This is a genomic window from Kocuria sp. GQ42 (genome assembly GCF_059758435.1).
The window spans coordinates 144,198-165,973 of record NZ_JCAXEN010000006.1; the positions used below are offsets into that span (position 1 = coordinate 144,198).

19 protein-coding genes are annotated in these 21,776 nt (G+C 73.0%); 14 read left to right on the forward strand and 5 right to left on the reverse strand.

Features of this window, described 5'->3' with window-relative positions; translation table 11 throughout:
* The first annotated feature begins 31 nt into the window (after positions 1 to 31).
* A complete protein-coding gene (locus tag AC6CH6_RS13395) occupies positions 32 to 808 on the forward strand; it encodes a 3-oxoacyl-ACP reductase (protein WP_498255498.1) in 777 nt (258 codons plus the stop codon).
* Positions 809 to 843: 35 nt separating this feature from the next.
* Here the strand turns inward: AC6CH6_RS13395 and AC6CH6_RS13400 are convergent, their stop codons facing one another.
* Positions 844 to 1,557, reverse strand: coding sequence for a DUF899 domain-containing protein (locus tag AC6CH6_RS13400; RefSeq protein WP_498255499.1), 714 nt, complete (start codon positions 1,555 to 1,557; stop codon positions 844 to 846).
* Positions 1,558 to 1,798: 241 nt separating this feature from the next.
* Here AC6CH6_RS13400 and AC6CH6_RS13405 point away from each other — a divergent pair, with 241 nt between their 5' ends.
* The gene (locus AC6CH6_RS13405; RefSeq protein ID WP_498255500.1) at positions 1,799 to 2,410 is read left to right on the forward strand and encodes a TetR/AcrR family transcriptional regulator; all 612 of its coding nucleotides are present in this window, start codon (positions 1,799 to 1,801) and stop codon (positions 2,408 to 2,410) included.
* 84 nt (positions 2,411 to 2,494) lie between these two features.
* On the opposite strand, the gene AC6CH6_RS13410 is transcribed toward AC6CH6_RS13405, so the two are convergent.
* On the reverse strand, positions 2,495 to 3,568 hold the full coding sequence (locus AC6CH6_RS13410; RefSeq protein ID WP_498255501.1) for a threonine aldolase family protein: 1,074 nt from the start codon (positions 3,566 to 3,568) through the stop codon (positions 2,495 to 2,497).
* Positions 3,569 to 3,712: 144 nt separating this feature from the next.
* Between AC6CH6_RS13410 and AC6CH6_RS13415 the strand changes: the two genes are divergently transcribed.
* The 6 genes from AC6CH6_RS13415 to AC6CH6_RS13440 all read left to right on the forward strand — a co-directional run bounded on the left by AC6CH6_RS13415 (position 3,713) and on the right by AC6CH6_RS13440 (position 12,182).
* Positions 3,713 to 4,111: an NUDIX hydrolase gene (locus AC6CH6_RS13415; protein ID WP_498255502.1), complete on the forward strand. Its 399-nt coding sequence runs from the start codon at positions 3,713 to 3,715 to the stop codon at positions 4,109 to 4,111.
* A gap of 54 nt (positions 4,112 to 4,165) precedes the next feature.
* Entirely contained in the window at positions 4,166 to 4,639 is a 474-nt protein-coding gene (locus tag AC6CH6_RS13420; protein WP_498255503.1) for a DUF2867 domain-containing protein, read from the forward strand.
* Positions 4,640 to 4,770: 131 nt separating this feature from the next.
* A complete protein-coding gene (locus AC6CH6_RS13425) occupies positions 4,771 to 8,301 on the forward strand; it encodes a proline dehydrogenase family protein (protein WP_498255504.1) in 3,531 nt (1,176 codons plus the stop codon).
* Positions 8,302 to 8,346: 45 nt separating this feature from the next.
* Complete coding sequence (gene ggt, locus AC6CH6_RS13430; protein WP_498255505.1) at positions 8,347 to 10,197, forward strand: gamma-glutamyltransferase; 1,851 nt, start codon at positions 8,347 to 8,349, stop codon at positions 10,195 to 10,197.
* A gap of 151 nt (positions 10,198 to 10,348) precedes the next feature.
* Positions 10,349 to 11,038: a hypothetical protein gene (locus tag AC6CH6_RS13435; RefSeq protein WP_498255506.1), complete on the forward strand. Its 690-nt coding sequence runs from the start codon at positions 10,349 to 10,351 to the stop codon at positions 11,036 to 11,038.
* Between the two features lie 91 nt (positions 11,039 to 11,129).
* On the forward strand, positions 11,130 to 12,182 hold the full coding sequence (locus AC6CH6_RS13440; RefSeq protein WP_035925458.1) for an LLM class flavin-dependent oxidoreductase: 1,053 nt from the start codon (positions 11,130 to 11,132) through the stop codon (positions 12,180 to 12,182).
* A gap of 35 nt (positions 12,183 to 12,217) precedes the next feature.
* Here AC6CH6_RS13440 and AC6CH6_RS13445 read toward each other — a convergent pair whose 3' ends face one another.
* From AC6CH6_RS13445 to AC6CH6_RS13455, 3 genes are all read right to left on the reverse strand, one after another.
* Complete coding sequence (locus AC6CH6_RS13445) at positions 12,218 to 13,609, reverse strand: sensor histidine kinase (protein ID WP_498255507.1); 1,392 nt, start codon at positions 13,607 to 13,609, stop codon at positions 12,218 to 12,220.
* Positions 13,606 to 14,271: a response regulator gene (locus tag AC6CH6_RS13450; protein ID WP_498255508.1), complete on the reverse strand. Its 666-nt coding sequence runs from the start codon at positions 14,269 to 14,271 to the stop codon at positions 13,606 to 13,608. The genes AC6CH6_RS13445 and AC6CH6_RS13450 overlap by 4 nt, the downstream gene beginning before the upstream one ends.
* 158 nt (positions 14,272 to 14,429) lie before the next feature.
* A complete protein-coding gene (locus tag AC6CH6_RS13455) occupies positions 14,430 to 15,389 on the reverse strand; it encodes an AfsR/SARP family transcriptional regulator (protein ID WP_498255509.1) in 960 nt (319 codons plus the stop codon).
* A 331-nt stretch (positions 15,390 to 15,720) separates the two neighbouring features.
* Between AC6CH6_RS13455 and AC6CH6_RS13460 the strand changes: the two genes are divergently transcribed.
* From AC6CH6_RS13460 to AC6CH6_RS13485, 6 genes are all read left to right on the forward strand, one after another.
* Positions 15,721 to 16,272 carry a hypothetical protein gene (locus tag AC6CH6_RS13460; RefSeq protein WP_498255510.1) on the forward strand — a complete coding sequence of 184 codons (552 nt, stop codon included), beginning with the start codon at positions 15,721 to 15,723 and terminating at the stop codon, positions 16,270 to 16,272.
* Positions 16,273 to 16,319: 47 nt separating this feature from the next.
* Positions 16,320 to 18,212, forward strand: a complete 1,893-nt coding sequence (locus tag AC6CH6_RS13465) for a multicopper oxidase family protein (protein ID WP_498255511.1) — start codon at positions 16,320 to 16,322, stop codon at positions 18,210 to 18,212.
* A 69-nt stretch (positions 18,213 to 18,281) separates the two neighbouring features.
* A complete protein-coding gene (gene lepB / locus AC6CH6_RS13470) occupies positions 18,282 to 18,821 on the forward strand; it encodes a signal peptidase I (protein ID WP_498255512.1) in 540 nt (179 codons plus the stop codon).
* Positions 18,822 to 18,988: 167 nt separating this feature from the next.
* On the forward strand, positions 18,989 to 20,656 hold the full coding sequence (locus AC6CH6_RS13475; RefSeq protein ID WP_498255513.1) for a peroxidase family protein: 1,668 nt from the start codon (positions 18,989 to 18,991) through the stop codon (positions 20,654 to 20,656).
* 41 nt (positions 20,657 to 20,697) lie between these two features.
* A complete protein-coding gene (locus AC6CH6_RS13480) occupies positions 20,698 to 21,030 on the forward strand; it encodes an ArsR/SmtB family transcription factor (protein ID WP_498255514.1) in 333 nt (110 codons plus the stop codon).
* Positions 21,027 to 21,743: a cation diffusion facilitator family transporter gene (locus AC6CH6_RS13485; RefSeq protein ID WP_498255515.1), complete on the forward strand. Its 717-nt coding sequence runs from the start codon at positions 21,027 to 21,029 to the stop codon at positions 21,741 to 21,743. Before AC6CH6_RS13480 ends, AC6CH6_RS13485 begins: the two co-directional genes overlap by 4 nt.
* The last annotated feature ends 33 nt before the right edge of the window (positions 21,744 to 21,776 follow it).

The following is a 21,776-nucleotide window of genomic DNA, read 5'->3' on the forward strand; positions in this document are numbered from 1 at the left end:
CACGGGAACCCCCACCACCGAAGGAGGACCCATGGAGGTCAACGCCCGCCGTCTGGTCGGCCGCAGCGCCGTCATCACGGGAGGGGCCAGCGGCATCGGTCTCGCCGCGGCCCGCCGCCTCGCCGCCGAGGGCGCGCACGTCGTCGTCGCGGACCTGAACCCCGCGGCCGGGGAGGCCGCCGCCGAGGAGGTCGGGGGGCTGTTCGTGCGCACCGACGTGGCGGACGAGGCCGACGTGATCGCGCTCTACGCGGCGACCTACGAGGCCTACGGGTCGGTGGACGTCGCCTTCAACAACGCCGGAATCAACCCGACCGACGACGGCTCGATCCTGGACACCGGGATCGACGCGTGGCGGAGGGTGCAGGAGGTCAACCTCACCAGTGTGTTCCACTGCTGCAAGCACGCGCTGCCCTACATGCGCGAGCAGGGGAGGGGCTCGATCATCAACACCGCGTCCTTCGTGGCCGTCATGGGCGCGGCCACCTCGCAGATCTCCTACAGCGCCTCGAAGGGCGGCGTGCTCTCGATGAGCCGGGAGCTGGGCGTGCAGTTCGCCCGGGAGGGGATCCGGGTCAACGCGCTGTGCCCGGGCCCGGTCAACACGCCGCTGCTGCAGGAGCTGTTCGCCGCGGACCCCGAGCAGGCCCAGCGCCGGCTCGTGCACGTGCCGGCCGGGCGCTTCGCGGAGCCGGAGGAGATCGCCGCGGCGGTCGCGTTCCTGGCCAGCGACGACGCCTCGTTCGTCAACGCCGCCACGTTCCTGGTGGACGGGGGGATCTCCGGGGCCTACGTCACCCCGGTGTGACCCCGCCGTGACGTGGTCAGCCGGGCTCCCCGTGGTCAGCCGGCGGGGGCGGCAGGGCGGTTCACGGGCTCTTCGCCGTAGAGGGCGGCGACCTCCTCGGAGCCGAGCCACCCGCTGAAGGTGGGCGACTGCGGCCAGCCCTCGGGGGAGTCCTGCCACTCCTCCTGGCGCCCCCAGGGCAGCAGGTCGATGAGCGGGAAGGTGTGGCTGACCTGTTCGACACCGCGGCCGCTGCTGTGCCAGGTGCGGTGGACGGTGTCCCCGTCCCGGAAGAACACGTTCAGGGCGAACTCTCCGCCCGGAGGAGCCCCGACGTCGGCGCCGAACGGGCTGCCGGCGGTGGAGTACCAGGTCATGCGGTTGCCGACGCGGCGGCGGTAGGCGAGCGCCTCGTCGATCGGGCCCTGGGTCACGACCACGAACCGGGCGTCGTAGCGGTCGAGGAAGTCAAGGCGGGTGAACTGCGAGGTGAAGCTCGTGCACCCTCCGCACTGCCAGGTCTCGCCGGGGAACCACATGTGGTGGTAGGTGATGAGCTGCCGCCTCCCGTCGAAGACGTCGACGAGCCGCACCGGCCCGTCCTCGCCCTCCAGCGTGTAGTCCGGCAGCTCCACCATGGGCAGCCGGCGGCGCTGCGCCGCGATCGCGTCCAGCTCCCGGGTGGCGGCCTTCTCCCGGACGCGCAGCGCGTCGAGCTCCCGCTGCCAGGTCTCCTGGTCGACGACACGGGGCCGTCCTGTGCTGGTCATGGCAGCTCCTCCTCGGGTCCGGCCTCAGGCCGGCTGGTGGGCGGCGCAGGTGACCCCGGACCCGAACGACGGCGCGTCGAGCATCTCGACCGCGCCGTCGAGGGGGCTGTTCCGGGTGACGACCAGGGACCGCATGCCGGGACTCCTCCGTCCGTGCCCGGATGGCGTGCCGCCACCAAGTGGACACCGTGAACACGTAGAGTGTGGACACCGTACACACCCACCGGGAGAAGGGTCAAGAGTGCCGCGCACACGGGATTCCTACCACCACGGCGATCTCCGCAGAGCCCTGGTGGACGCCGGCCTCACCGCGACGCGGGCGCGGGCGGCGGCGGCCCTGGGGCTGCGCGAGGTCACCCGGCAGGTGGGGGTCTCGCCGAACGCCGCGTACCGGCACTTCGCGGACCGGCAGGCCCTCCTGGCGGCGGTCGCGCGCGAGATCCAGGACCGGATGGCCGAGCAGATGCGGGCACGGATGCCCGTGGCGGGGGATCTCGATCCGCAGGACCGGGCGCGGCTCCGGCTGCGCGGGGTGGGGCTCGGCTACATCGCCTTCGCCGTGGCCGAGCCGGGGTGGTTCGCGACGGCCTTCTTCGGGCCGGGCGACGTGCTCCACGACCCCCACGACCCCCTGCCGCCGCCGTTCGCGCTGCTGGTGGAGGCGCTCGACGGCATGGTCGAGGCAGGCGCGCTCTCGCGCGAGCGGCGGGACGGCGCGGAGTGGGCCTGCTGGAGCGCCGTGCACGGCTTCGCGGAGCTGGTGGTCCACGGCCCCCTGCGCGGGCAGAGCTCCGACCGGATCGACCGCTGGGCGGAGCGGGTCGTGGACGACATCATCACCGGGATCGCCTGACGCGCCGGGCCCGTGCCGCGGGGCCTGCGCCGCACCCGGGGAGCCCGGGCGGCGGCACCCCGCGGTCGCGCGAGCGGCGCCCGGTCAGCGGGCGGCGGCGACCAGGTCCTCCCGCAGCGCCGCCACGAACCCGTCCACGTCCTCCTCGGTGGTGTCCCACGAGCACATCAGGCGGACCTCGCCGACGGCCGGGTCCCACACGTAGAACGGCCAGCGCTCCTGCAGCCGGGTGGTGGTCCCCGCCGGGAGCACGGCGAAGACCGCATTGGCCTGGGGGGTCTGCGTCACCCGGGCGCCGGGGACCTCTGCGATCCCGGCCGCCAGCCGCCCGGCCATCGCGTTGGCGCGGCGGGCCGCCTCGAACCACAGGTCCCCCGTGTGCAACGCCAGCAGCTGCGCGGACACGAAGCGCATCTTCGAGGCCAGCTGGGTCGAGAGCTTGCGCACGAACCGGGGCTGGCGCACGGCGTCCGGGGTGAGCACCACGACGGCCTCCGCGCCCATCAGACCGTTCTTGGTCCCGCCCCACGAGACCACGTCCACGCCCGCGTCGGTGGTCAGCGCCCGCAGCGGGACGTCCAGGGCGGCGGCGGCGTTGGCGAGACGGGCGCCGTCCAGGTGGACCGTCAGGCCCAGGCCGTGCGCGTGCTCGCAGACCGCCCGCAGCTCCTCGGGCGTGTAGACCGTGCCGAGCTCGGTGGACTGGGTGACGGTGACGACGCGGGGCTGGGCGTGGTGCTCGAAGCCGAAGCCGTGCGCCTCCCGGTCGATCAGCTCCGGGGTGAGCTTCCCATCCGGGGTGGGCACCGCCAGCATCTTCACGCCCGCGACCTTCTCAGGGGCGCCGCACTCGTCCACGTGCGCGTGGGCCGTGGCGGTGCAGATCGCGGCGTCCCAGCGGTCGGTCATCGCCGCGAGCGCCACGACGTTCGCCCCCGTGCCGTTGAACAGGGGATAGCACTCCGCCTGCTCGCCGAAGTGCCGGCGGACCACGTCCTGCAGCGCCTCGGTGTAGGGGTCCGCGCCGTAGGCCCCCACGTGACCGCCGTTGGCGGTCGCCAGGGCCTGGAGCACCTCGGGGTGGACGCCCGCGTGGTTGTCGCTGGCGAAGCCCTTCCGGGCGGGGTCGTGCAGGCGGGACAGGACGGAGTCGGTCACGGGGGGCCCTTCCGGTGGATCGGCGGTGTGCCGGGCGGCACTCGCACTCTACTCGCGCCCCCGCCGGGGCAGTCCGGACCCGGACCGGGTCCGGGGCGGCCCAGCCCGGGACCGCCCGGCCCGGGCCGTCGATAGGCTCGGGGCATGCGCATCGTCCGGGCCGCCGCGGCGGTGGTCGTCGGGGAGGACGGCCGGCTGCTGCTGGTCCGCCGGGGCCGGGAGCCCCAGCGCGGGCGCTGGAGCGTGCCGGGCGGCAAGCTGGAGCCGGGCGAGACCGTGGCCGAGGCCGCCGTCCGGGAGGCCTTCGAGGAGACCGGCGCCCGAGTCCGCGCGGAGCGCGAGCTGGGAGTGGTGCACGTCCCCGGGGGACCAGACCTCGTGTACGAGGTGCACGACGTCGCCGCGACCTACCTCGGCGGTGTGCTGCGCCCCGGCGACGACGCAGACGCCGTGCGCTGGGTGGCCCCGGCGGAGCTGCCGGGGCTCGAGACCACCGACGGCCTGCTGGAGCACCTCGCACGGTTCGGGATCCGCCCGGCCTGAGACCCGCGGGCCCGGCCTCTCGTCCGGGCCCGGAGCGCGTGCTTGGATAGGGGCATGGCACAGACGCGGGGTTTCTACGTCGACACCGTGGAGCGCACCACCACGGCGGACCGGGACGCGGTCTGGGCGGTCGTCGAGGGCATCGGCGGCGAGCGCGGCTGGTACAGCACCGACCGCCTCTGGGCCGCCCGCGCCACGGCCAACCGGCTGAACCTCCCGCCCGGGCGGCTGCGCCATCGCGAGCACCCGAACCGCCTGGCGGCCGGGGAGCGCCTGGACTGGTGGACGGTCGAGGCCCTCGAGCCGCCGCGGCGGCTGCGGCTGCGGTCCATCGTGCGGATGCCGGGGGACGCCTGGCTGGACATCTGCCTGGAACCGGGACCGGACGGCACGCTCGTCTACCGCCAGACCACGGTGTTCCGCCCGTCGGGCCCGGCCGGCCGGGCATACTGGTACGCCATGCTCGCCCCGCACAAGGCCGTCCTGGGCCGGCTCGCCACGGACATCCTGCGGCAGGCGGGCGGTTAGGGCTCTTCCGCCCCGGCCGCTCCGGCCGTAGCGTGGACTCACCGGCCACCGTGACGCCCGGTGGACGCGGCCGGCGGCCGAGGGAGTGCCTCGGCACCGCTGCCGGGCGGAGCCTCCAGGAGAGTGCCGCCATGACCGCCGACGCCCCGTCCGTCCCCGACTCCCGTGCCCTGGCCGACGAGGCCGTCGCCCTGGTCCGCGAGTGGCTCGTGCGCGCCGCCGAGGGCCGCCGGCACCGCGACGGCGCCGCCGACCGGCTCGCCACCGTCCTCCAGGACCCGCACGGGCTCGAGTTCACCGTCGGCTTCGTGGACCGGGTGGTGCGCACCGAGGACGTGCGGGCCGCCGGGCGGGCCCTGCACGCGCTCGCCGAGATCGTGCCCCGCACCATGTCCGCGGCGGACCGCGCCCAGATCCGGCTCGGGGCCGCGCTCTCGGCCTCGGCGCCCCAGGTGGTCGTCCCCGCCGCCCGCACCCGGCTCCGCCAGCTCGTGGGCCACATGATCGTCGACGCCCGCCCCCGGCCGTTCGGGCAGGCCGTGAAGAAGCTGACGGCCCAGGGCCACCGGCTCAACATCAACCTGCTGGGCGAGGAGGTCCTCGGCGTGGAGGAGGCGGACAAGCACCTCGCCGACGCCGCGGCGCTGCTGGACCGGGACGACGTCGACTACGTGTCCGTCAAGGTCTCCTCCGTGGTCCCGCAGCTGTCCCACTGGGGCTTCGAGGGGACCGTGGCGAAGGTCGTCGAGCGGCTGCTGCCCGTCTACCGCGCCGCCGCCCAGGCCCCGGCCGGGAGCAAGTTCATCAACCTCGACATGGAGGTCTACTCCGACCTGCACCTGACCACCGAGGTGTTCACCCGTCTCCTGGAGCACCCGGAGCTGCGGGGCCTCGAGGCGGGGATCGTGGTCCAGGCCTACCTGCCGGACGCGCTCGCGGTGGTGCGGCGGCTCTCGGCGTGGTCCGCCGCGCGGGTCGAGGGCGGGGGCGCGGGGATCAAGGTGCGGCTCGTGAAGGGCGCGAACCTCCCCATGGAGCGCGTGGACGCCGAGCTCCACGGCTGGCCCCTGGCCACGTGGAGCAGCAAGCAGGAGACCGACACCAACTACAAGCGGGTCCTCGACTGGCTGTTCGTGCCCGGCCGGATGACGGGGCTGCGGCTGGGGGTGGCCGGGCACAACCTCTTCGACATCGCCTTCGCCCACCTGCTCGCCGAGCGCCGCGGCGTGACGGAGCGGATCGAGTTCGAGATGCTCCAGGGCATGGCGGTCGAGCAGGCGAGGGCCGTGAGCGCCGACGTCGGGCAGCTGCTGCTCTACGTGCCCGCCGTGCGCCCGGCCGAGTTCGACGTGGCCGTGTCCTACCTCGTGCGCCGGCTCGAGGAGAACGCCTCGCACGAGAACTTCATGTCCGGGATCTTCGAGCTGGCCCCGGACAACGAGGTCTTCGCGCGGGAGGAGCAGCGCTTCCGGGCCGCCCTCGAGGCGCTGGACCCGCGGCAGGACACCGCCCCGGCCCCCGCCCGCGTCCAGGACCGCACCGCGCCCGGCGCCGGGTCCGCGCACCTGCCGCTGGAGGAGCCCTTCCGCAACGAGCCGGACACCGACGTCTCCGTCCCCGCGAACCAGGCGTGGACGGACGGGATCGCGGCCCGGATCACGGACCGCTCCTGGTACGAGGCCCTGGCCGTGCCCGACCCCGTCGGCGCGCAGGACGTCGAGCGGCTCGTGCGCACGGGACGGGACGCCGCCGAGGGATGGCACGGCCGCGGCGCCCGCGAGCGGGCGGAGGTCCTCAACCGGGCGGCCGACGTCCTGGCCGCCCGCCGCGGGCACCTGCTGGCCGTGGCCGGCGCGGAGGCGGGCAAGACCCTGGGCCAGTCGGACCCGGAGGTCTCGGAGGCGATCGACTTCTGCCGCTGGTACGCCCGCCGCGCCCTCGAGCTCGAGACCGTGGACGGCGCCCGGTTCGTCCCGGACCGGCTCGTGCTGGTCACCCCGCCGTGGAACTTCCCGCTGGCGATCCCCACCGGCTCCACGGTCGCGGCCCTGGCCGCCGGCGCCGCCGTGCTGCACAAGCCCGCTCCGGAGGCCCGGCGCTGCTCGGCCGCCGTGGTCGAGGCGCTGTGGGAGGCCGGCGTGCCACGGGACGTGCTCCAGCTCGTCGACTCCGTGGAGGGGGAGGTGGGGCAGGCCCTCGTCTCCCACCCCGGGGTGGACCGCATCGTCCTCACCGGCGCCTACGAGACGGCCCGGCTCTTCCAGTCCTGGCGGGCGGGGCGGCCGATGACCGCGGAGACCTCGGGCAAGAACGCCCTGGTCATCACTCCCGGTGCGGACCGGGACCGGGCCGTGTGGGACCTCGTGACCAGCGCGTTCGGCCACGCCGGGCAGAAGTGCTCGGCGGCCTCCCTCGGGATCCTCGTGGGCAGCGTGGCGCGGTCCGAGCGGTTCCGCCGGCAGCTGCTGGACGCCGCGTCCTCGATGGTCGTGGACTGGCCGCAGAACCTGCAGGCCTCGGTGGGCCCGGTGATCGCCGAACCCGGTGACAAGCTGCACCGCGCCCTGACCCGCCTCGACCCGGGGGAGCAGTGGCTGCTCGAGCCGCGGCAGCTCGACGACACCGGGCGGCTGTGGCGGCCCGGGATCAGAACGGGGGTGGCCCCCGGCTCCTTCTTCCACCGCACCGAGTGCTTCGGCCCCGTCCTGGGACTGATGGAGGCCGCGGACCTGCAGGAGGCGATCGAGCTGCAGAACGCCGTCGAGTACGGGCTGACCGCCGGGCTGCACTCCCTGGACCCCGACGAGGTCAGCACGTGGGTGGAGCTCGTCGCGGCGGGCAACCTCTACGTCAACCGCGGCATCACCGGGGCGATCGTCCAGCGCCAGCCCTTCGGCGGCTGGAAGCGGTCCTCGGTGGGCCTGGGCGCCAAGGCCGGCGGACCGAACTACCTGGTCCAGCTCGGCTCGTGGCAGAAGGCCCCCTTCGGGGAGGTCCCGGCCGAGCAGGCCGGCACCGAGCTCTCCGCGCCCGTCGCCCACCACCTCGCGGAGCTCCGCCCCCTCGTGCCCGAGCCGGACGCCGCCTGGCTGACGGCCTGCGCCGAGCAGGACCAGGTGTGGTGGGACCGGGAGTTCGGCCGCGCCCACGACCCCACCGGCCTGCAATCCGAGGCCAACCTGTTCCGCTACCGCCCGCGCGACGTCGTCGTGCGCGCGGCCGAGGACGCCCCGCTCACGGACGTGATCCGGGTGGGGCTCGCCGCCGTGCGCTCCGGCGCCCGCGCGGTCCTCGTCCCCGCGGAGGAGGTCCCCGCGGAGGTGCAGGAGCTCTTCCGCTCGGTGCTGGACCCCTGCGGGGACGAGGCCTTCGCCCGGGTCGCCGCCGACTGGTCCGATCCGAGCGGGTCCGGACGGATCCGGGTGGTGGGCACCGCGCCCGGTCTGGCCGAGGCGCTCGCCGAGCGGCCCGAGGTCGCGCTGCTCACCGGGCCGGTGGTCGGCGCCTCCCGCGTGGAGATGCTCCCGCTGCTCGCGGAGCAGGCCGTGTCCGTGACGATGCACCGCTTCGGGAACCCCTCGACGGACGCCGAGTCGGTGGTGCACCGGCTGATCGCGTCCTCACCGGGCCTGGGCACCCCGGCGCCGCCGGTCGACATCTAGGCGTCGGCCCTGGTGGGAACGAGGCGCCGGTGCGAGGCTGAGCCCATGCGCGCATCCCTGAGGTACCTCGCACTGGGTCTGGCCGGAGCGCTCGGCGTCTCCGGCACCGTTCTCGGCGGCTCCGCGGCCGTCGCGCACGACGATCGGCAGCACGGGGGCCGGGGCTCGCCGGTCACCGCCGAGCTGCCGAAGGTCCCCGTCATGACCGGCGGCGGCGGCGCGGTCTCCTCCGTGGACCCGCTCGCGAGCCAGGTCGGCATCGACGTGCTCGAGCGGGGCGGCAACGCCGCCGACGCCGCCGTGGCCGTGGCCGCGGCCCTGGGCGTCACCGAGCCGTACTCCGCGGGCATCGGCGGCGGCGGGTTCTTCGTGCACTACAGCGCGGAGACCGGCGAGGTCCGCACGATCGACGGGCGTGAGACGGCCCCGGCCACGTTCACGGAGGACGAGTTCCTGGGCGAGGACGGCGAGCCCCTCGACTTCGCCGCCGTGGTCAGCTCCGGGAAGTCCGTGGGCGTGCCCGGCACCCTGGCCACGTGGGAGACCGCGGCCGAGGAGTTCGGCACGATGGACCTGCACCGGCTGCTGCGGCCCGCGGAGCGGATCGCCGCCCGCGGCTTCGTGGTGGACGAGAACTTCCAGGAGCAGACCGCCCAGAACGCCGAGCGCTTCGGGAGGTTCCCCGAGACCGCGGAGCTGTTCCTGCGCGACGGCGAGGCGCCCGCGGTCGGCACCGTGTTCCGCAACCCCGACCTCGCCCGCACCTACCGCACCATCCGGCACGAGGGCACCGGCGCCTTCTACGACGGGTCGATCGGGGCGGCGATCGTCGACGCGAGCCGGGAGCCCGCCACCGCCGAGGGCGTGGAGGTGCTCCCCGGGGAGCTGACCCTCGAGGACGTGGGGTCCTACGAGGCCCTGCTCAAGGACCCGGTCTCCACCGAGTACCGCGGCCTGGAGGTCTACGGCATGGGCCTGCCCAGCTCCGGCGGCATCACGGTGGCCGAGACCCTGAACCTCCTGGAGGCCTACGACGAGCGCACCGGGGCCGGCCTCTCCGAGGTCTCCGAGAGCCAGTACCTGCACCGCTTCTCGGAGGCCACGGCTACCGCCTTCGCCGACCGCAACCGGTGGATCGGGGACGTGGAGGGCGTGCCCGTCGAGGAGCTCACGAGCCAGGAGTTCGCCGACGAGCGCGCCTGCCTCTTCGACCCCGCCGCGGCCCAGGAGCGCCCGATCCCCTTCGGCGAGCCGGACGGGGACTACGCCGCCTGCGGGACTCCCGGGGACCGTCAGCCCGAGCCCGTCGGCGGCGTCTCGACCACCCACCTCAACGTGGCCGACCGGTGGGGCGACGTGGTCTCCTACACCCTCACCATCGAGCAGACCGGCGGCTCCGGGATCACGGTCCCGGACCACGGCTTCCTGCTCAACAACGAGCTGACCGACTTCAACTTCGCGCCCGTCACCGAGGGCGTGCCGGACCCGAACCTGCCCGGCCCGGGCAAGCGGCCCCGCTCGTCGATGAGCCCCACGATCGTGCTCCGGGACGGGGAGCCGTGGATGTCGGTGGGCACCCCCGGCGGTGCCACGATCATCACCACCGTGGCGCAGATCCTCACCGGGCACATCGACCGGGACCTCGCCCTCGTCGACGCCGTGGCCGCGCCCCGGCTGAGCTCCCGCAACGGGCCGGAGGAGGTGGACCTCGGCCTGGCCGAGTCCGAGGTCGGCCGTCAGCTGAGCGATCTGGGTCACGAGCTGGTCCCGCCCCCGCGCCGCTGGATCGGCAACGCCTCCGCCATCCGGATCCTCGGCGACGGCCGCTTCGAGGCGGCGGCCGAGACCGAGCGCGGCTACGGCGGCTCCGCCATGGTGGTGCACCCCGAGCCGTGATGCCGCCCTGCCGCTGACCTGTCGCTGACCTGTCGCCGAAGCCCCGGGCCCCGTCCGCCGCGGACGGGGCCCGGGGACCGCCGGAACACGTCCTAGGCTGGGTCCGGGCCGCGCGTCCCGCGCCAAGTCCGTCCGACCCAGGAGCCGCACCGTGTTCAGCCACCCGCCCGCCGACCGCCCCGGCCCCTCCGAGCCCGTCGTGCCGGGGGACCCCGCCCTGGACGACCGGTGGCGGGCGGCCACGGCCGGGTGGCGCCCGTCCTCGATCCGCCCGTCCTCGATCCGCTCGGGCGAGCCCGACCGCGTCCGCGCCTGGGTGCGCCACGCCTGGGAGGGCCTCGACGGCGCGGCCGCCGGGCCGGAGGGCGACGACGACGCCGTCGGCCGGCGGGTGCACGACCTGATGACCGTCGCCGCGCTGTTCGTCCTCCAGGAGCGCTTCCTGGCCGTCGCCGCCGGCGAGCCGGCCCCGGCCGGGGCACCCGACCCCCGCCGGGACGGCGCTCCCCTGGGCGACGACGAGGTCCTGGCGGTCGTGCGGCAGACGTGGGAGATCGACCCCGCGGAGGAGGGGACGGAGGGGTTCGCGGCGGAGCTCGCCGGGTTCCTGCAGGACCACCTGGACGAGCTCGCCGAGGACGTCCGTGAGCGGCTGGTGGACCGGCGCGGTCCCACCCAGGTGTTCGCCGAGCTGTGGAGCCTCGAGCACGTGGACGAGCTCGAGCCCGCCGACCAGGAGGGGGAGCCCCCGTTCCCCCTCCCCACCGACGACATCGCGTGGATCGTCAGCGGCGTCCCCGGCCCCGAGAAGCACACCGCCTGGGAGTGGCTCACCCGGTGAGCCGGACCCCGGCCGCAGCGGCACCGGAATAAGCCGGCCCGCCGACGACTTTTATGGATGCATCCACAAAATCTGCGACGAGGAGCCCCGCATGACCATCCAGCTCGGCCTGAACACCTTCGGCGACCTCTACCCCGGGCCGGACGGGCGGATGCTCGGCGGGGCTCAGGTGATCCGCAACGTCGTGGCCGAGGCGGTGCTGGCCGACCAGGTGGGACTGGACTTCTTCGGCATCGGCGAGCACCACCGGGAGGACTTCGCGGTCTCCTCGCCGGAGACGGTGCTCGCCGGCATCGCCACGGTCACGGAGCGGATCCGCCTGGGCTCCGCGGTGACCGTGCTCAGCTCCGACGACCCGGTGCGGGTCTACCAGCGCTTCGCCACCGTGGACGCCCTCTCCTCCGGCCGCGCCGACGTCATCCTGGGCCGCGGCTCCTTCACCGAGTCCTTCCCGCTGTTCGGCTACCCGCTGGACGAGTACGAGGCGCTGTTCGAGGAGAAGCTGCAGCTGTTCGACCGGCTCCGCACCGAGGGCCGGATCGACTGGCAGGGCCGGCTGCGCGCGCCCATCCAGGGCCTGGAGGTCTACCCCAAGACCGAGGCCGGCGCGCTGCGCACGTGGATCGCCGTGGGCGGCTCGCCCAACTCGGTGGTCCGCGCCGCCCACTACGGGCTGCCCGTCATCTTCGCGATCATCGGCGGCAGCCCCTCGGCCTTCGCGCCCTTCGCCGACTACTACCGCCAGGCCCTCGAGCACTTCGAGAAGGAGCCGCAGCCGGTGGCCTTCCACTCCCCGGGCTATGTCGCGGAGACCGACGAGCAGGCCCGCGAGGAGTTCTTCCCGCACCAGGCGTACACGCACGCCCGGATCGGCAGGGAGCGCGGCTGGGGCCCGCTGACCCGCGCGGAGTTCGACGCGATGTGCGGGCCGGAGGGCGCCTACTTCGTGGGCTCCCCGGAGACGGTCGCCCGCAAGATCGTCCGGTCCTCGGCGGCGCTCGGCGCCTCGCGCTTCGACCTCAAGTACGCGGTGGGCACCCTGGACCACGCCCGGATGCGGCGCAGCATCGAGCTCTTCGGCACCGAGGTGCGCCGCTACGTCGAGGACATGACCGCCGACCTGCCCGCGGGCACCGCCGCGTAGCCCCGCCCCGGCGGCCGGACCCCCGGGCGGGCCGCTCAGAGCCGCGTCGTGACCGCGTCGTGGGGCAGGGTGACCAGCACCGTGGTGCCGACGCCCGGCTGCGACCGGACCTCGAGCGCGGCCCCCGCGGCGTCGGCGATGTCCCGCATGATCCGCAGGCCCAGATGGCCCTCCGGGGAGCCCCGGGAGTCGTCGAAGCCGGTGCCGTCGTCGCTGATCGTCAGCACCGTGGCGCCGTGCTCCACGCCGAGGCGCAGGCTCACCGTGGACGCGTGGGCGTGCTTGGAGATGTTCGCGAACGCCTCCCGCGCCACCTTCAGGAACATGCCCTCCTGCTCGGGGGTGAGGAACACCGCGGGACCGATCTGCACGGACGTGTCGATCCCCCGCTGGGTCAGCGGGTCCGCGAGCCGGGCCAGGGCCTTCGGCAGCCCCAGGGTGAGCAGGTCCGGGGAGTACAGGGCGGTGGTGATCCCGCGCAGGGTGCGGAGGCTGCCCTGCAGGATCGTCCGGGACCGGCCCAGCGCACTGCGCTGCTCCGGGACGTCGGCCGTCATCTCCTGGGCCTCCAGGGAGTAGGACAGGCCGGCCAGGTCCTGGATCACGTCGTCGTGCAGGTCCCGGGCGACCCGCACCCGCTCCAGCTCGGCGGCGTCCACGGCGTGCTGGAGCAGCTGTGCGCGGGCCGTCCGGTGGGCCTGGATCCGGCGGGCCAGACCCACCGCCGGGGCGAGCTGCGCCAGCTGGAACAGCGCCAGGGTCAGCAGCAGCGCCGGCGCCATGCCCATGAGCACCGAGCGCTGCTCGTCCCGCACGATCGAGTCGTCGTAGTACGCCTCGAAGACCAGCTGCTCGCCGCCGGCGGGGACGAACCCCACGTAGACCTCGACCAGCTGCCCGGCGCCGGACTCGTGGGAGTTCTCCGCCGCCTGCTGGTGCTCGATGGTGGCGACCCCCTCGCCCCGGGCCACGAGGTCCTCGTCCCACGAGGGCGGGCCGTAGTTCTGCCCCACGAGCTCGTGCTCGTCGGAGTAGACGATCGTGCCCTCCTCGTCCCAGATCTTGATCCGGTGGATCGTCCCGTCGTTCAGCCAGGGCTGCATCCGCACGTCCAGCTGGGCCGTGGCGGCCGCGTCGCCCGCGAGCAGGTCGTCGGTGATCAGCGGCGCCACGGCGTAGGTGGCCAGCCGCTGGGTGATGCGCAGAACGCTGTCGACGGCGTGCTCCTCGGCCACGGCCCGGATCCACCAGGTGGTGGGCACGGCGGCGACGAGCAGCACCACGAGTCCCGTGAGCAGGAACCTGCGCACGGCGGCCCGCACCTCGGACCGGTCGGTCGGCGGGGCCGGCGGGGGCATCGGCCAGTCGTCGAAGACGACCGCGGCCCCCGGGTCGGCGCGGTCCGCGCGCGAGAGCAGGCGTCTCATGACCGGACCGTCAGCAGGCCGAGCCTCGAGGCCACGGCGACCGCCTCCAGCTGGGAGTGGGCCCCCAGCTTGACGAGGATCGTCTTCACGTAGCCGCGGCAGGTGTTCGGGGTGATGTTCAGCAGTCGTGCGTTCGCGCCCACGCTGTGCCCCTCGGCCATCAGGCGCAGGACCTGCAGCTCGCGCCGGGTGAGCGCCGGCACCCCGGGGTCCGGCCGGCGGGCCGGATCCGTGGCCGCGAGTAGTGAGGGGTGGACCGCCATCGTGCCGCAGCGGGCGCTGCGGATGGTCTCCAGCAGGGTCGCGAGCGAGCCGTCCTTCGGCAGGAACGCGCAGATCCCGGTGCTCGCGGCGGCCTCCAGCACGTGCTGGGTGGGGTCACCGGTGAGCATGACGATCCGTGTCCCCGGCCGGTCCCGGAGGATCCGGGCGGAGGCGGTCACCCCGTTGCCGCCGGCGAGGTGGTAGTCCATGACCACCACATCGGGCCGCAGCGCCGCGCACAGGCGGACGCTCGACTCGACGTCGTCGGCCACGCCGACGCTGCACAGGTCCGGCTCCTGGCCCAGCGCGCCGGTCAGCAGCTCCGCGAAGGTGGTGTGGTCGTCCACCACCAGGATCGAGGTGCGCGCCGCGCGCCCCTCCGCAATGTCAGCGTCCATGTCGGACCAGCCCCCCGGCAACCCCTGTACTACGTGTGGGTAGTATGCCGATTGCAAATCATGGAAACCAAGCGGGCGGGTGTCATCTGTTTGGGGGTTGACAAGGCGGCATTCGGTTCGTAAACGCCGTCGGCTGCACCAGCTCACGCCTCCACCCCCTATGCGGCCGTGCTCAGGCTGCGGCCCAGGAAGGCCTGGAGCACCGAGACCGCCTCCTGCCTGGCGAGCGGGACGCGGGCGCCAGGGATCCAGTCGGGGTCGCCGGCCCGGCTGTGGAGCACCAGCAGGGCCGTCAGGGCCTGGCCCAGCTCGTCGCCGGTCGCGGCCGTGGCCTGCAGCATGCGGGTGTAGGCCAACTGCAGCACCCCGGACGGAGCGCATCCCAGCTCGTGGTCCAGGGTCCGCCGGCACTGCTCGTAGGCCTGCAGGCCCTCGACCGAGCGCCCAGCCCCTTCGAGCCCGAGCACGAGCACGGTCCAGGCTCGTTCGTTCAACGGGTCGGCCGCGACCACCTTCCGGGCCTGGGCCACGGCTTCCTCGCAGCGGCCCAGCTCGAGGTCTGCCTCGGCCAGCAGTACACGGGCCTCGGTCACTCGAGCCGCGAAGGCGCTGCGCTGGGACTCGATCCACTCGCAGTCCTGCTCGTCCTCCAGCAAGGAGCCCGAGGCCATGCCCAGCGCGCGGTGCAGCAGCAGATCCGCCTCACGGGCGGAGGAGCGCATCGCAGTCTCCAGCAGTCGCTCGAAGCGGGGCAGGTCCAGATCCACCAGGGCGGCGTCGATGACGTAGCCGCCGTTCGTGGTCCTCAGCGGACCGTTCCTGCCCTGCCCGGGCTGGAGGTGCCGGCGCAGAACGCTGACGTAGCTCTCCAGGTTCGCGGAAGCCGCCGCGGGTGCGTCGTCCCCCCACAGCAGATCGACGAGTCGTTGCTTCGACACCCGTGTCCCCAGGTGCAGGAGAAGGATCTCGAGGATCCGCCGCTGCCGGGGACCCCCCAGCTCCTTGGACGTCAGGGTCCGGCTCCCGCACCGGACCACCAACGGACCGATGACCTGCACCGACAGCCTGGCCCCCGTGGCACTGGCTGCGGTTCGAACGTCGACAGTAGAAACATCCATCGTGATCACTCCCCCCGAAGTGCCTCCACTGTGGCGGGCGGCCCCCCTCGGCCAACAGCACCGGATGGGGGGTAGGGCACCCCCCATCTGAGGGGTGTGCCAAAGGGAACGACCGGCGCACAGGGCGCCGGGCCCCGGGAGTCCGGGCCTCGACCGCCTGGAAGCAGCCCGCCCAGAGGGCCGGACGGGCCCGACCGCAGCCTTCACCGGCACCGGTCTGCGACATGGAACGTCATGAACACGGGGCGACTGTCCCCCGACCTGACGACGTGCGGAGGAGATCGGTCCGCACCGCAACGTTTCTCCAAGGTTCCGTGCCGACCGTGGGGTCATGACCACTCAGGACTCAACAGCCGTCATCGACACCCCGCCGGTCCGGCGGGGACGCCACCGCTGGATGCCGCCGGCGCTGTTCCTGCTGGCGGTCCTTCTGGTGCTGGCGCACGGTGCCCTCTCCGCGGAGAAGGAGCCGGGCACCATGCTCGGAGCCTCCGGGTCCGTGCCCGGAGGGCTCGCGCGTCTCAACGGGGTCATGCCGTACACGCAGTTCGTCGCCCAGGAGGGACGGGACGTGCCTGCGGAGCTCAGCGGAGACGTTCCGAGCGGCGCCCACCTGGTGATCGTCCTGCTGGAGCTCACCGCGATGGAGCCCGAAGGCCTGGACTTCAACGCCGACGACTACGTGGTGGAACGGCTCGGGGGCCGCACGTCGCAGGTGGTCTGGGCGTCGCCCTCCGAGGCTCCGCTCGCGCAGAACGAGACCGTGCAGGCGGAGCTGGTCTTCGAGGTGCCCGACAAAGCCCTCGAACTGACGCTCGCCGGAGCCGGCGACGTGCGCCTCTCGATGGGTACCGAACACCACAGCGGCAGCAGAGGACGCTGACCGCACGGAACGACCCGGTCGGGGGGCAGGTCGTTCCACCACATGTCATGACCAGAACGCGGGACCGCGCGGAGCGCAACGGTCCCGATCCAAGGGGGAGCAACATCATGGCCGTCTCGAGAAGAAACGTCCTGCTGCTGGGCGGGCTGGGAGTCGCAGGGGCGGCTCTGGGCGTGCCGACGACAGCGGTCAACGCCAAGTCGGCGAGCGCGCTCGCCGACTCCCTGATGCCGAGGCCGTTCCGGACCGAGTTCGCCCAGGCGCCCGTTCTCGGTGCTGACGACCCGCTCGGCCGGCCCACGATCGATCCCGTCGACGGGAAGCCCATCAAGTACTACACGGTCACGGAGCAGGCCGCCTCAGCCCAGATCCTGCCGAAGGCGGGTCTCCTGACGCCCATTCTCGGCTACAACGGCATCTTCCCGGGCCCCACGATCGACGTCTACCAGGGCACGAAGGTCGAGCTGACCGTGGTCAACAAGCTGCCGCGCCAGCACGCCCTGGACGGTCACAGCCTGGACACGTCCACCCACCTGCACGGTTCCGCGTCGCTGCCCCAGTACGACGGCTATGCCAGCGACATCACGCGCCCGGGATTCCAGAAGACGTACAAGTACCCGAACTTCCAGGGCGCCAGGACCCTGTGGTACCACGACCACGGGGTCCACCACACCGCGCTCAACGCCTATTCGGGGCTGGCGGGGCAGTACCACATGCACGATGCCAACTCGGAGCGGCTCCTGCCGCGGGGGAAGTACGACGTCGCGCTCACCGTCTCCGACGCCATGTTCGCCGCCAACGGAGCTCTCGGCTACGACGACAACAGCCGGTCGGGGCTGTGGGGGGACGTCATCCTCGTGAACGGCAGGCCCTGGCCCGTCATGAAGGTGCAGAAGCGGGTCTACCGGTTCCGTTTCCTCAACTGCTGCATCTCCCGGTCCTTCCGGCCCCGGCTCAGCACGGGGGACCCGCTCGTCATGGTCGCCACGGACGGCGGGCTGATGCCGAGCGCCCAGTCGGTCCGCGAGTACCGGCACGCCAGCGCCGAGCGCTACGAGTTCCTCGTCGACTTCAGCAAGTACAGGACGGGACAGCGGATCGAACTGCAGAACCTGTCCAACGACAACAACGTCGACTACGACTTCACGAACAAGATCATGGCCTTCGACGTCGTGGACGAGCCCGTGGACACGTCCGACCCCACCTGGAACCGGATTCCCACCGCTCTCGTCGGCAGCGAGGTGATGGATCTGCAGGAGAGCCAGTCGACGAGGAGACGACACTTCCGGGTGAAGCGCGACGACAGCACCTGGACGATCGACGGGGAGACGTGGGCGGACGTGATCGCCAGCAACTACCGCAAGGTGATGGCGGAGGTCGAGCTGGGGGCCACGGAGATTTGGGAGTTCGAGAACTCCTCGGGCGGGTGGTTCCACCCCATGCACATCCACCTCATCGACTTCAAGATCATCGGACGCAACGGCCGGGCTCCGTTCGCCTACGAGAAGGGGCCGAAGGACACCGTCTACGTGGGCGAGGGGGAGACCGTCCGGCTGCTCATGAAGTTCGGACCCCACAAGGGCCGGTACATGGTGCACTGCCACAACCTCGTCCACGAGGACCACGACATGATGGCGCAGTACCAGGTCGGCGAGTCCGTGGACCCGGACCCCAACGATCCGATGACGGCGGACCCGGCGGTGCCGGCGGGAACGAGCAGCACCACTCCTTCCCCCTCGCCGTCGGCCTCGCCCGCGCCGTCCGTCTCGCCGTCGGCCACGCCGTCGCCGTCCATCTCGCCCTCGCCGTCGGCCACGCCGTCGCCGTCCGTCTCGCCCTCGCCCTCGCCCTCGCCGTCGCCGTCCGTCTCGCCGTCGCCCACGCCCACCAAGAAGTCCGGGAAGAAGGGGCAGACCAAGGATCCGCGTGCCGGCAGATGACGTGTACCTGTCGTACCAGCCGCCCGGGCGCAGCGGACCCGCTGTCCCGAGAAGAGAGGATGAGCTGACATGGTGCAGCTGAGACCGGCCCCCGTCCCGACCCGGCAGAAGCCGGACCGGACACGTCACCGGCCCATCGGGCGGCGGACGGTCTGGGCGGTGCTGCTGGGCCTGGCCCTGGTCCTGGCCACCCGGGCCTGGTTGATCGAACCCGTGGTCGTCGCCTCGGACAGCATGGAGCCCACGATGGGGCAGAAGAGCGTGGCGCTGCTGCTGAAGCTCGATCCCGATCCCGCCGCGGTGTCCGCGGGCACCGCGGTCGTCTTCCCCCACCCCGACGACGGCAGCATGACCGTGAAGCGGGTGGTGGCCACCGGCGGACAGACCGTGGCGATCGAGGACTCCCTCCTCGTCGTCGACGGCAGGACGGTCGACGAGCCCTTCGTCGACCACAGCCGGATCGACGGCACCTACTTCGGCCCGGTCACCGTCCCCGACGGACACGTCTTCGTCATGGGCGACAACCGGGGGGTGTCGGTCGACTCCCGGCACTTCGGCACCGTTCCCGCAGACGACCTGGAAGCCACGGTCCTGCTGCCCCGGCCCTGAGCCCGCCGCCGCTCGGCGGCAACCGCACCAGCGGGCCCGGGACTCGCCACTCCCCTCGTCCCGGGCCCGCTCCTTCAGGTCATGAACGGGGCATCTGCAAGGTATTTCCAAGACCCGCACCGTTGTCTGTTTGCACATGCACCAGCTAGGGGGGGGAAGGGCATCCGATGAAAACCACGAAGAGGATCCGCGTGCCGGAGGAGACGGCGGCGGAGGGCGTCTCGCGCAGAGGCGTCCTCACCGGCGTGATGGCCGGCCTGGCCGCGCTGCCGGTCACAGGGCAGGCCCATGCCGCGCCCAAGGCTCCCGCATCCACGGCCCCTGCTGCGGCTCGCGTGCTGAGCGCGGCCCGGTCCGGCCACGGTACGGGGGCACCGCGCGGCTCCGACATCGCGGTCACCGCGGGGCGGACCAAGGAGGGACGCTTCGGGGTCATGTTCAAGAAACTCCCGGCCTTCGCCCCGAGCGACGACCTGCTGGCGGACCTCGCGCAGCAGATGGTCGACCGCACCCCGCCGCTGGCCGACGTCTCGCTGAGCAACGACGGGTTCGACAACCCGGACATTCCTGCCGGCTACGCCTATCTGGGGCAGTTCATCGACCATGACATGACGCTCGACAAGACGCCCATGCCGCAGCAGAACATGGACCCGAAGGGGCTCACCAACTTCGACACCCCCTTCTTCGAGCTGGGCTCCGTCTACGGCAGGGGGCCGGCCGCCGATCCCCAGCTCTACGACCCGGCCGATCGGCGCCGGATGCGCATCGGGCAGAACCACGACGGTTTCCCGGACCTGCCGCGCAACGCGGACGGCACCGCGATCATCGGGGACCACCGCAACGACGAGAACCTGATCGTCGCCCAGTTCCACCTCACCTTCCTGCAGCTGCACAACAGGTTCGTGGACGAGGGCAGGACGTTCCAGCAGGCGCAGCAGATGACCCGGTGGCACTACCAGTGGCTGATCGTGCACGACTTCCTGCCCCGCATGGTGGGCAAGGGGCTGGTGGCCGGCATGCTCAAGCCGCGCAGGGGCGGACCGACCGGGGTGGACTGCAGATTCTACAAACCCGGCAATCCCGCCCGGCCCATGATGCCCATCGAGTACTCGGTGGCCGCCTATCGGTTCGGCCACAGCATGATCCGCGCCGAGTACGAGATGCACGACGCGGTCACCATTCCCTTCTTCGGGCACCCCGCGAACGACCTCCGCGGCTCCCGTCCGCTGCCGACCATCGCACGGGCCGACTGGAACTACTTCTTCGACGTCCCCGGGATGAGCGAGCCGGACGACCGCAACATGACACGGCTGATCGACACCAAGCTGGCGCTCCCGCTCAACGAGCTCCCGCCGACCGTGGTGCAGCACGTCGACGGCGCCATCCTCTCCCTGGCCCACCGGAACCTGGTGCGGGGCAAGCGGCTCGGCCTGCCGGCCGGCCAGGACGTCGCCAAGGCCATGGGCGTGGCACCGATCCCCAACGACAGGCTCGGGCTTACGGACCCCGGCTGGAACGGCCGGGCACCGCTCTGGTACTACATCCTGAAGGAGGCGGAGCTGCTCGGCGGCAGGACGCTGGGCCCCGTCGGCGGGAGGATCATCGCGGAGGTCATCCTCGGCATCCTCTCCCTGGACCGCTCCTCGTTCCTCAACGCCCCCACCGGATGGGTACCTGCGAGGACACCGTTCGAGTGCGGCGACTTCCTCGAGATGGCGGGTGCCCTCGCGAACATGCCCGCCGGCTCCGAGGCCGAGGACCCGGAGGTCGAGCTGCCGGAGGAGGAGGATCCCGAGGACGAGCTTCCCGAGGACGAGGACCCCGGGGGCGCCTGACCCGCCTGCCGTGAGTACACGAACACGTGTACCGTGAGGGCATGTCCTCCGTCGCCCCCACCCACACCTCGGCGCTGTCCCGGCTGGGTGCCGCCCTCTCCGACGAGACGCGCCTCCAGATCCTGCTGGCCCTGCGCGACGCCCCGGGCCGCCCCTCGGAGCTGGCGCGGGCCCTCGGCGTGTCCAAGCAGGTGATGTCCAACCAGCTCGCCTGCCTGCGCGGATGCGGGCTCGTGACGGCCTCCGCCGAGGGGCGCAGCACCTGGTACCGGCTGACCGATCCCCGCCTCGGCACGGCGCTGGGGGACCTGCTGGAGCTGGTGGTGACCGTGGACCCCACCTGCTGCTCCCCGGCCGGATGCACCTGCGCATGAGCTCCCGCACGCTGGGGCCCGGCCCCCTCACCTCGGCACGCCGGGCGGTCCTGCACCGGCGGGTGCGCCTGATCGTGGCCGGCACCATCACCTACAACGTCCTCGAGGCCGTCGTCGCCCTGACCGCCGGCACCATCGCCTCCTCCGCCGCGCTGATCGGCTTCGGGCTGGACTCCGTCGTCGAGGTCCTCTCGGCGGCGGCGGTCGCCTGGCAGTTCGCCGCTCCCGACCCGCACCGCCGGGAGAAGGTGGCCTTGCGGGTGATCGCGTTCTCCTTCCTCGGACTGGCCGCCTTCGTCACCGTCGATGCGCTGCGCACCCTGCTCGGGGCCGCGGAGCCCGAGCACTCCCCGGTCGGCATCGGACTGGCCGCCGTGAGCCTGGTGATCATGCCGCTGCTGTCCTGGTTCGAGCGGCGCACCGGCCGGGAGCTGGGCTCGGCGTCGGCGGTGGCCGATTCCAAGCAGACCCTGATCTGCAGCTACCTCTCGGCCGTGCTGCTGGTCGGACTGCTGCTCAACAGCACCCTGGGCTGGTCCTGGGCCGACCCGCTGGCCGCCCTGGTCATCGCCGGGTTCGCCGTGAAGGAGGGGCTGGAGGCCTGGCGGGGGGACGCCTGCTGCACTCCGGCGGCGGGGCTCGTCGGTGAGGACGAGAACGGCGACGGGTGCGCCGACGCGTGCGGCCCCGGCTGCTCCTGCTGCGCCCCCTGACCCCCCGGCCGCCGGTCCCTGCGGGCGGCCGGC

Coding starts and splice junctions, on each gene's coding strand:
- AC6CH6_RS13395 (WP_498255498.1), top strand. CDS start 32: ATGGAGGTCAACGCCCGCCGTCTGGTCGGCCGCAGCGCCGTCATCACG.
- AC6CH6_RS13400 (WP_498255499.1), bottom strand. CDS start 1,557: ATGACCAGCACAGGACGGCCCCGTGTCGTCGACCAGGAGACCTGGCAG.
- AC6CH6_RS13415 (WP_498255502.1), top strand. CDS start 3,713: ATGCGCATCGTCCGGGCCGCCGCGGCGGTGGTCGTCGGGGAGGACGGC.
- AC6CH6_RS13420 (WP_498255503.1), top strand. CDS start 4,166: ATGGCACAGACGCGGGGTTTCTACGTCGACACCGTGGAGCGCACCACC.
- AC6CH6_RS13425 (WP_498255504.1), top strand. CDS start 4,771: ATGACCGCCGACGCCCCGTCCGTCCCCGACTCCCGTGCCCTGGCCGAC.
- ggt (WP_498255505.1), top strand. CDS start 8,347: ATGCGCGCATCCCTGAGGTACCTCGCACTGGGTCTGGCCGGAGCGCTC.
- AC6CH6_RS13440 (WP_035925458.1), top strand. CDS start 11,130: ATGACCATCCAGCTCGGCCTGAACACCTTCGGCGACCTCTACCCCGGG.
- AC6CH6_RS13445 (WP_498255507.1), bottom strand. CDS start 13,609: ATGAGACGCCTGCTCTCGCGCGCGGACCGCGCCGACCCGGGGGCCGCG.
- AC6CH6_RS13450 (WP_498255508.1), bottom strand. CDS start 14,271: ATGGACGCTGACATTGCGGAGGGGCGCGCGGCGCGCACCTCGATCCTG.
- AC6CH6_RS13455 (WP_498255509.1), bottom strand. CDS start 15,389: ATGGATGTTTCTACTGTCGACGTTCGAACCGCAGCCAGTGCCACGGGG.
- AC6CH6_RS13460 (WP_498255510.1), top strand. CDS start 15,721: ATGACCACTCAGGACTCAACAGCCGTCATCGACACCCCGCCGGTCCGG.
- AC6CH6_RS13465 (WP_498255511.1), top strand. CDS start 16,320: ATGACCAGAACGCGGGACCGCGCGGAGCGCAACGGTCCCGATCCAAGG.
- lepB (WP_498255512.1), top strand. CDS start 18,282: ATGGTGCAGCTGAGACCGGCCCCCGTCCCGACCCGGCAGAAGCCGGAC.
- AC6CH6_RS13475 (WP_498255513.1), top strand. CDS start 18,989: ATGAAAACCACGAAGAGGATCCGCGTGCCGGAGGAGACGGCGGCGGAG.
- AC6CH6_RS13480 (WP_498255514.1), top strand. CDS start 20,698: ATGTCCTCCGTCGCCCCCACCCACACCTCGGCGCTGTCCCGGCTGGGT.
- AC6CH6_RS13485 (WP_498255515.1), top strand. CDS start 21,027: ATGAGCTCCCGCACGCTGGGGCCCGGCCCCCTCACCTCGGCACGCCGG.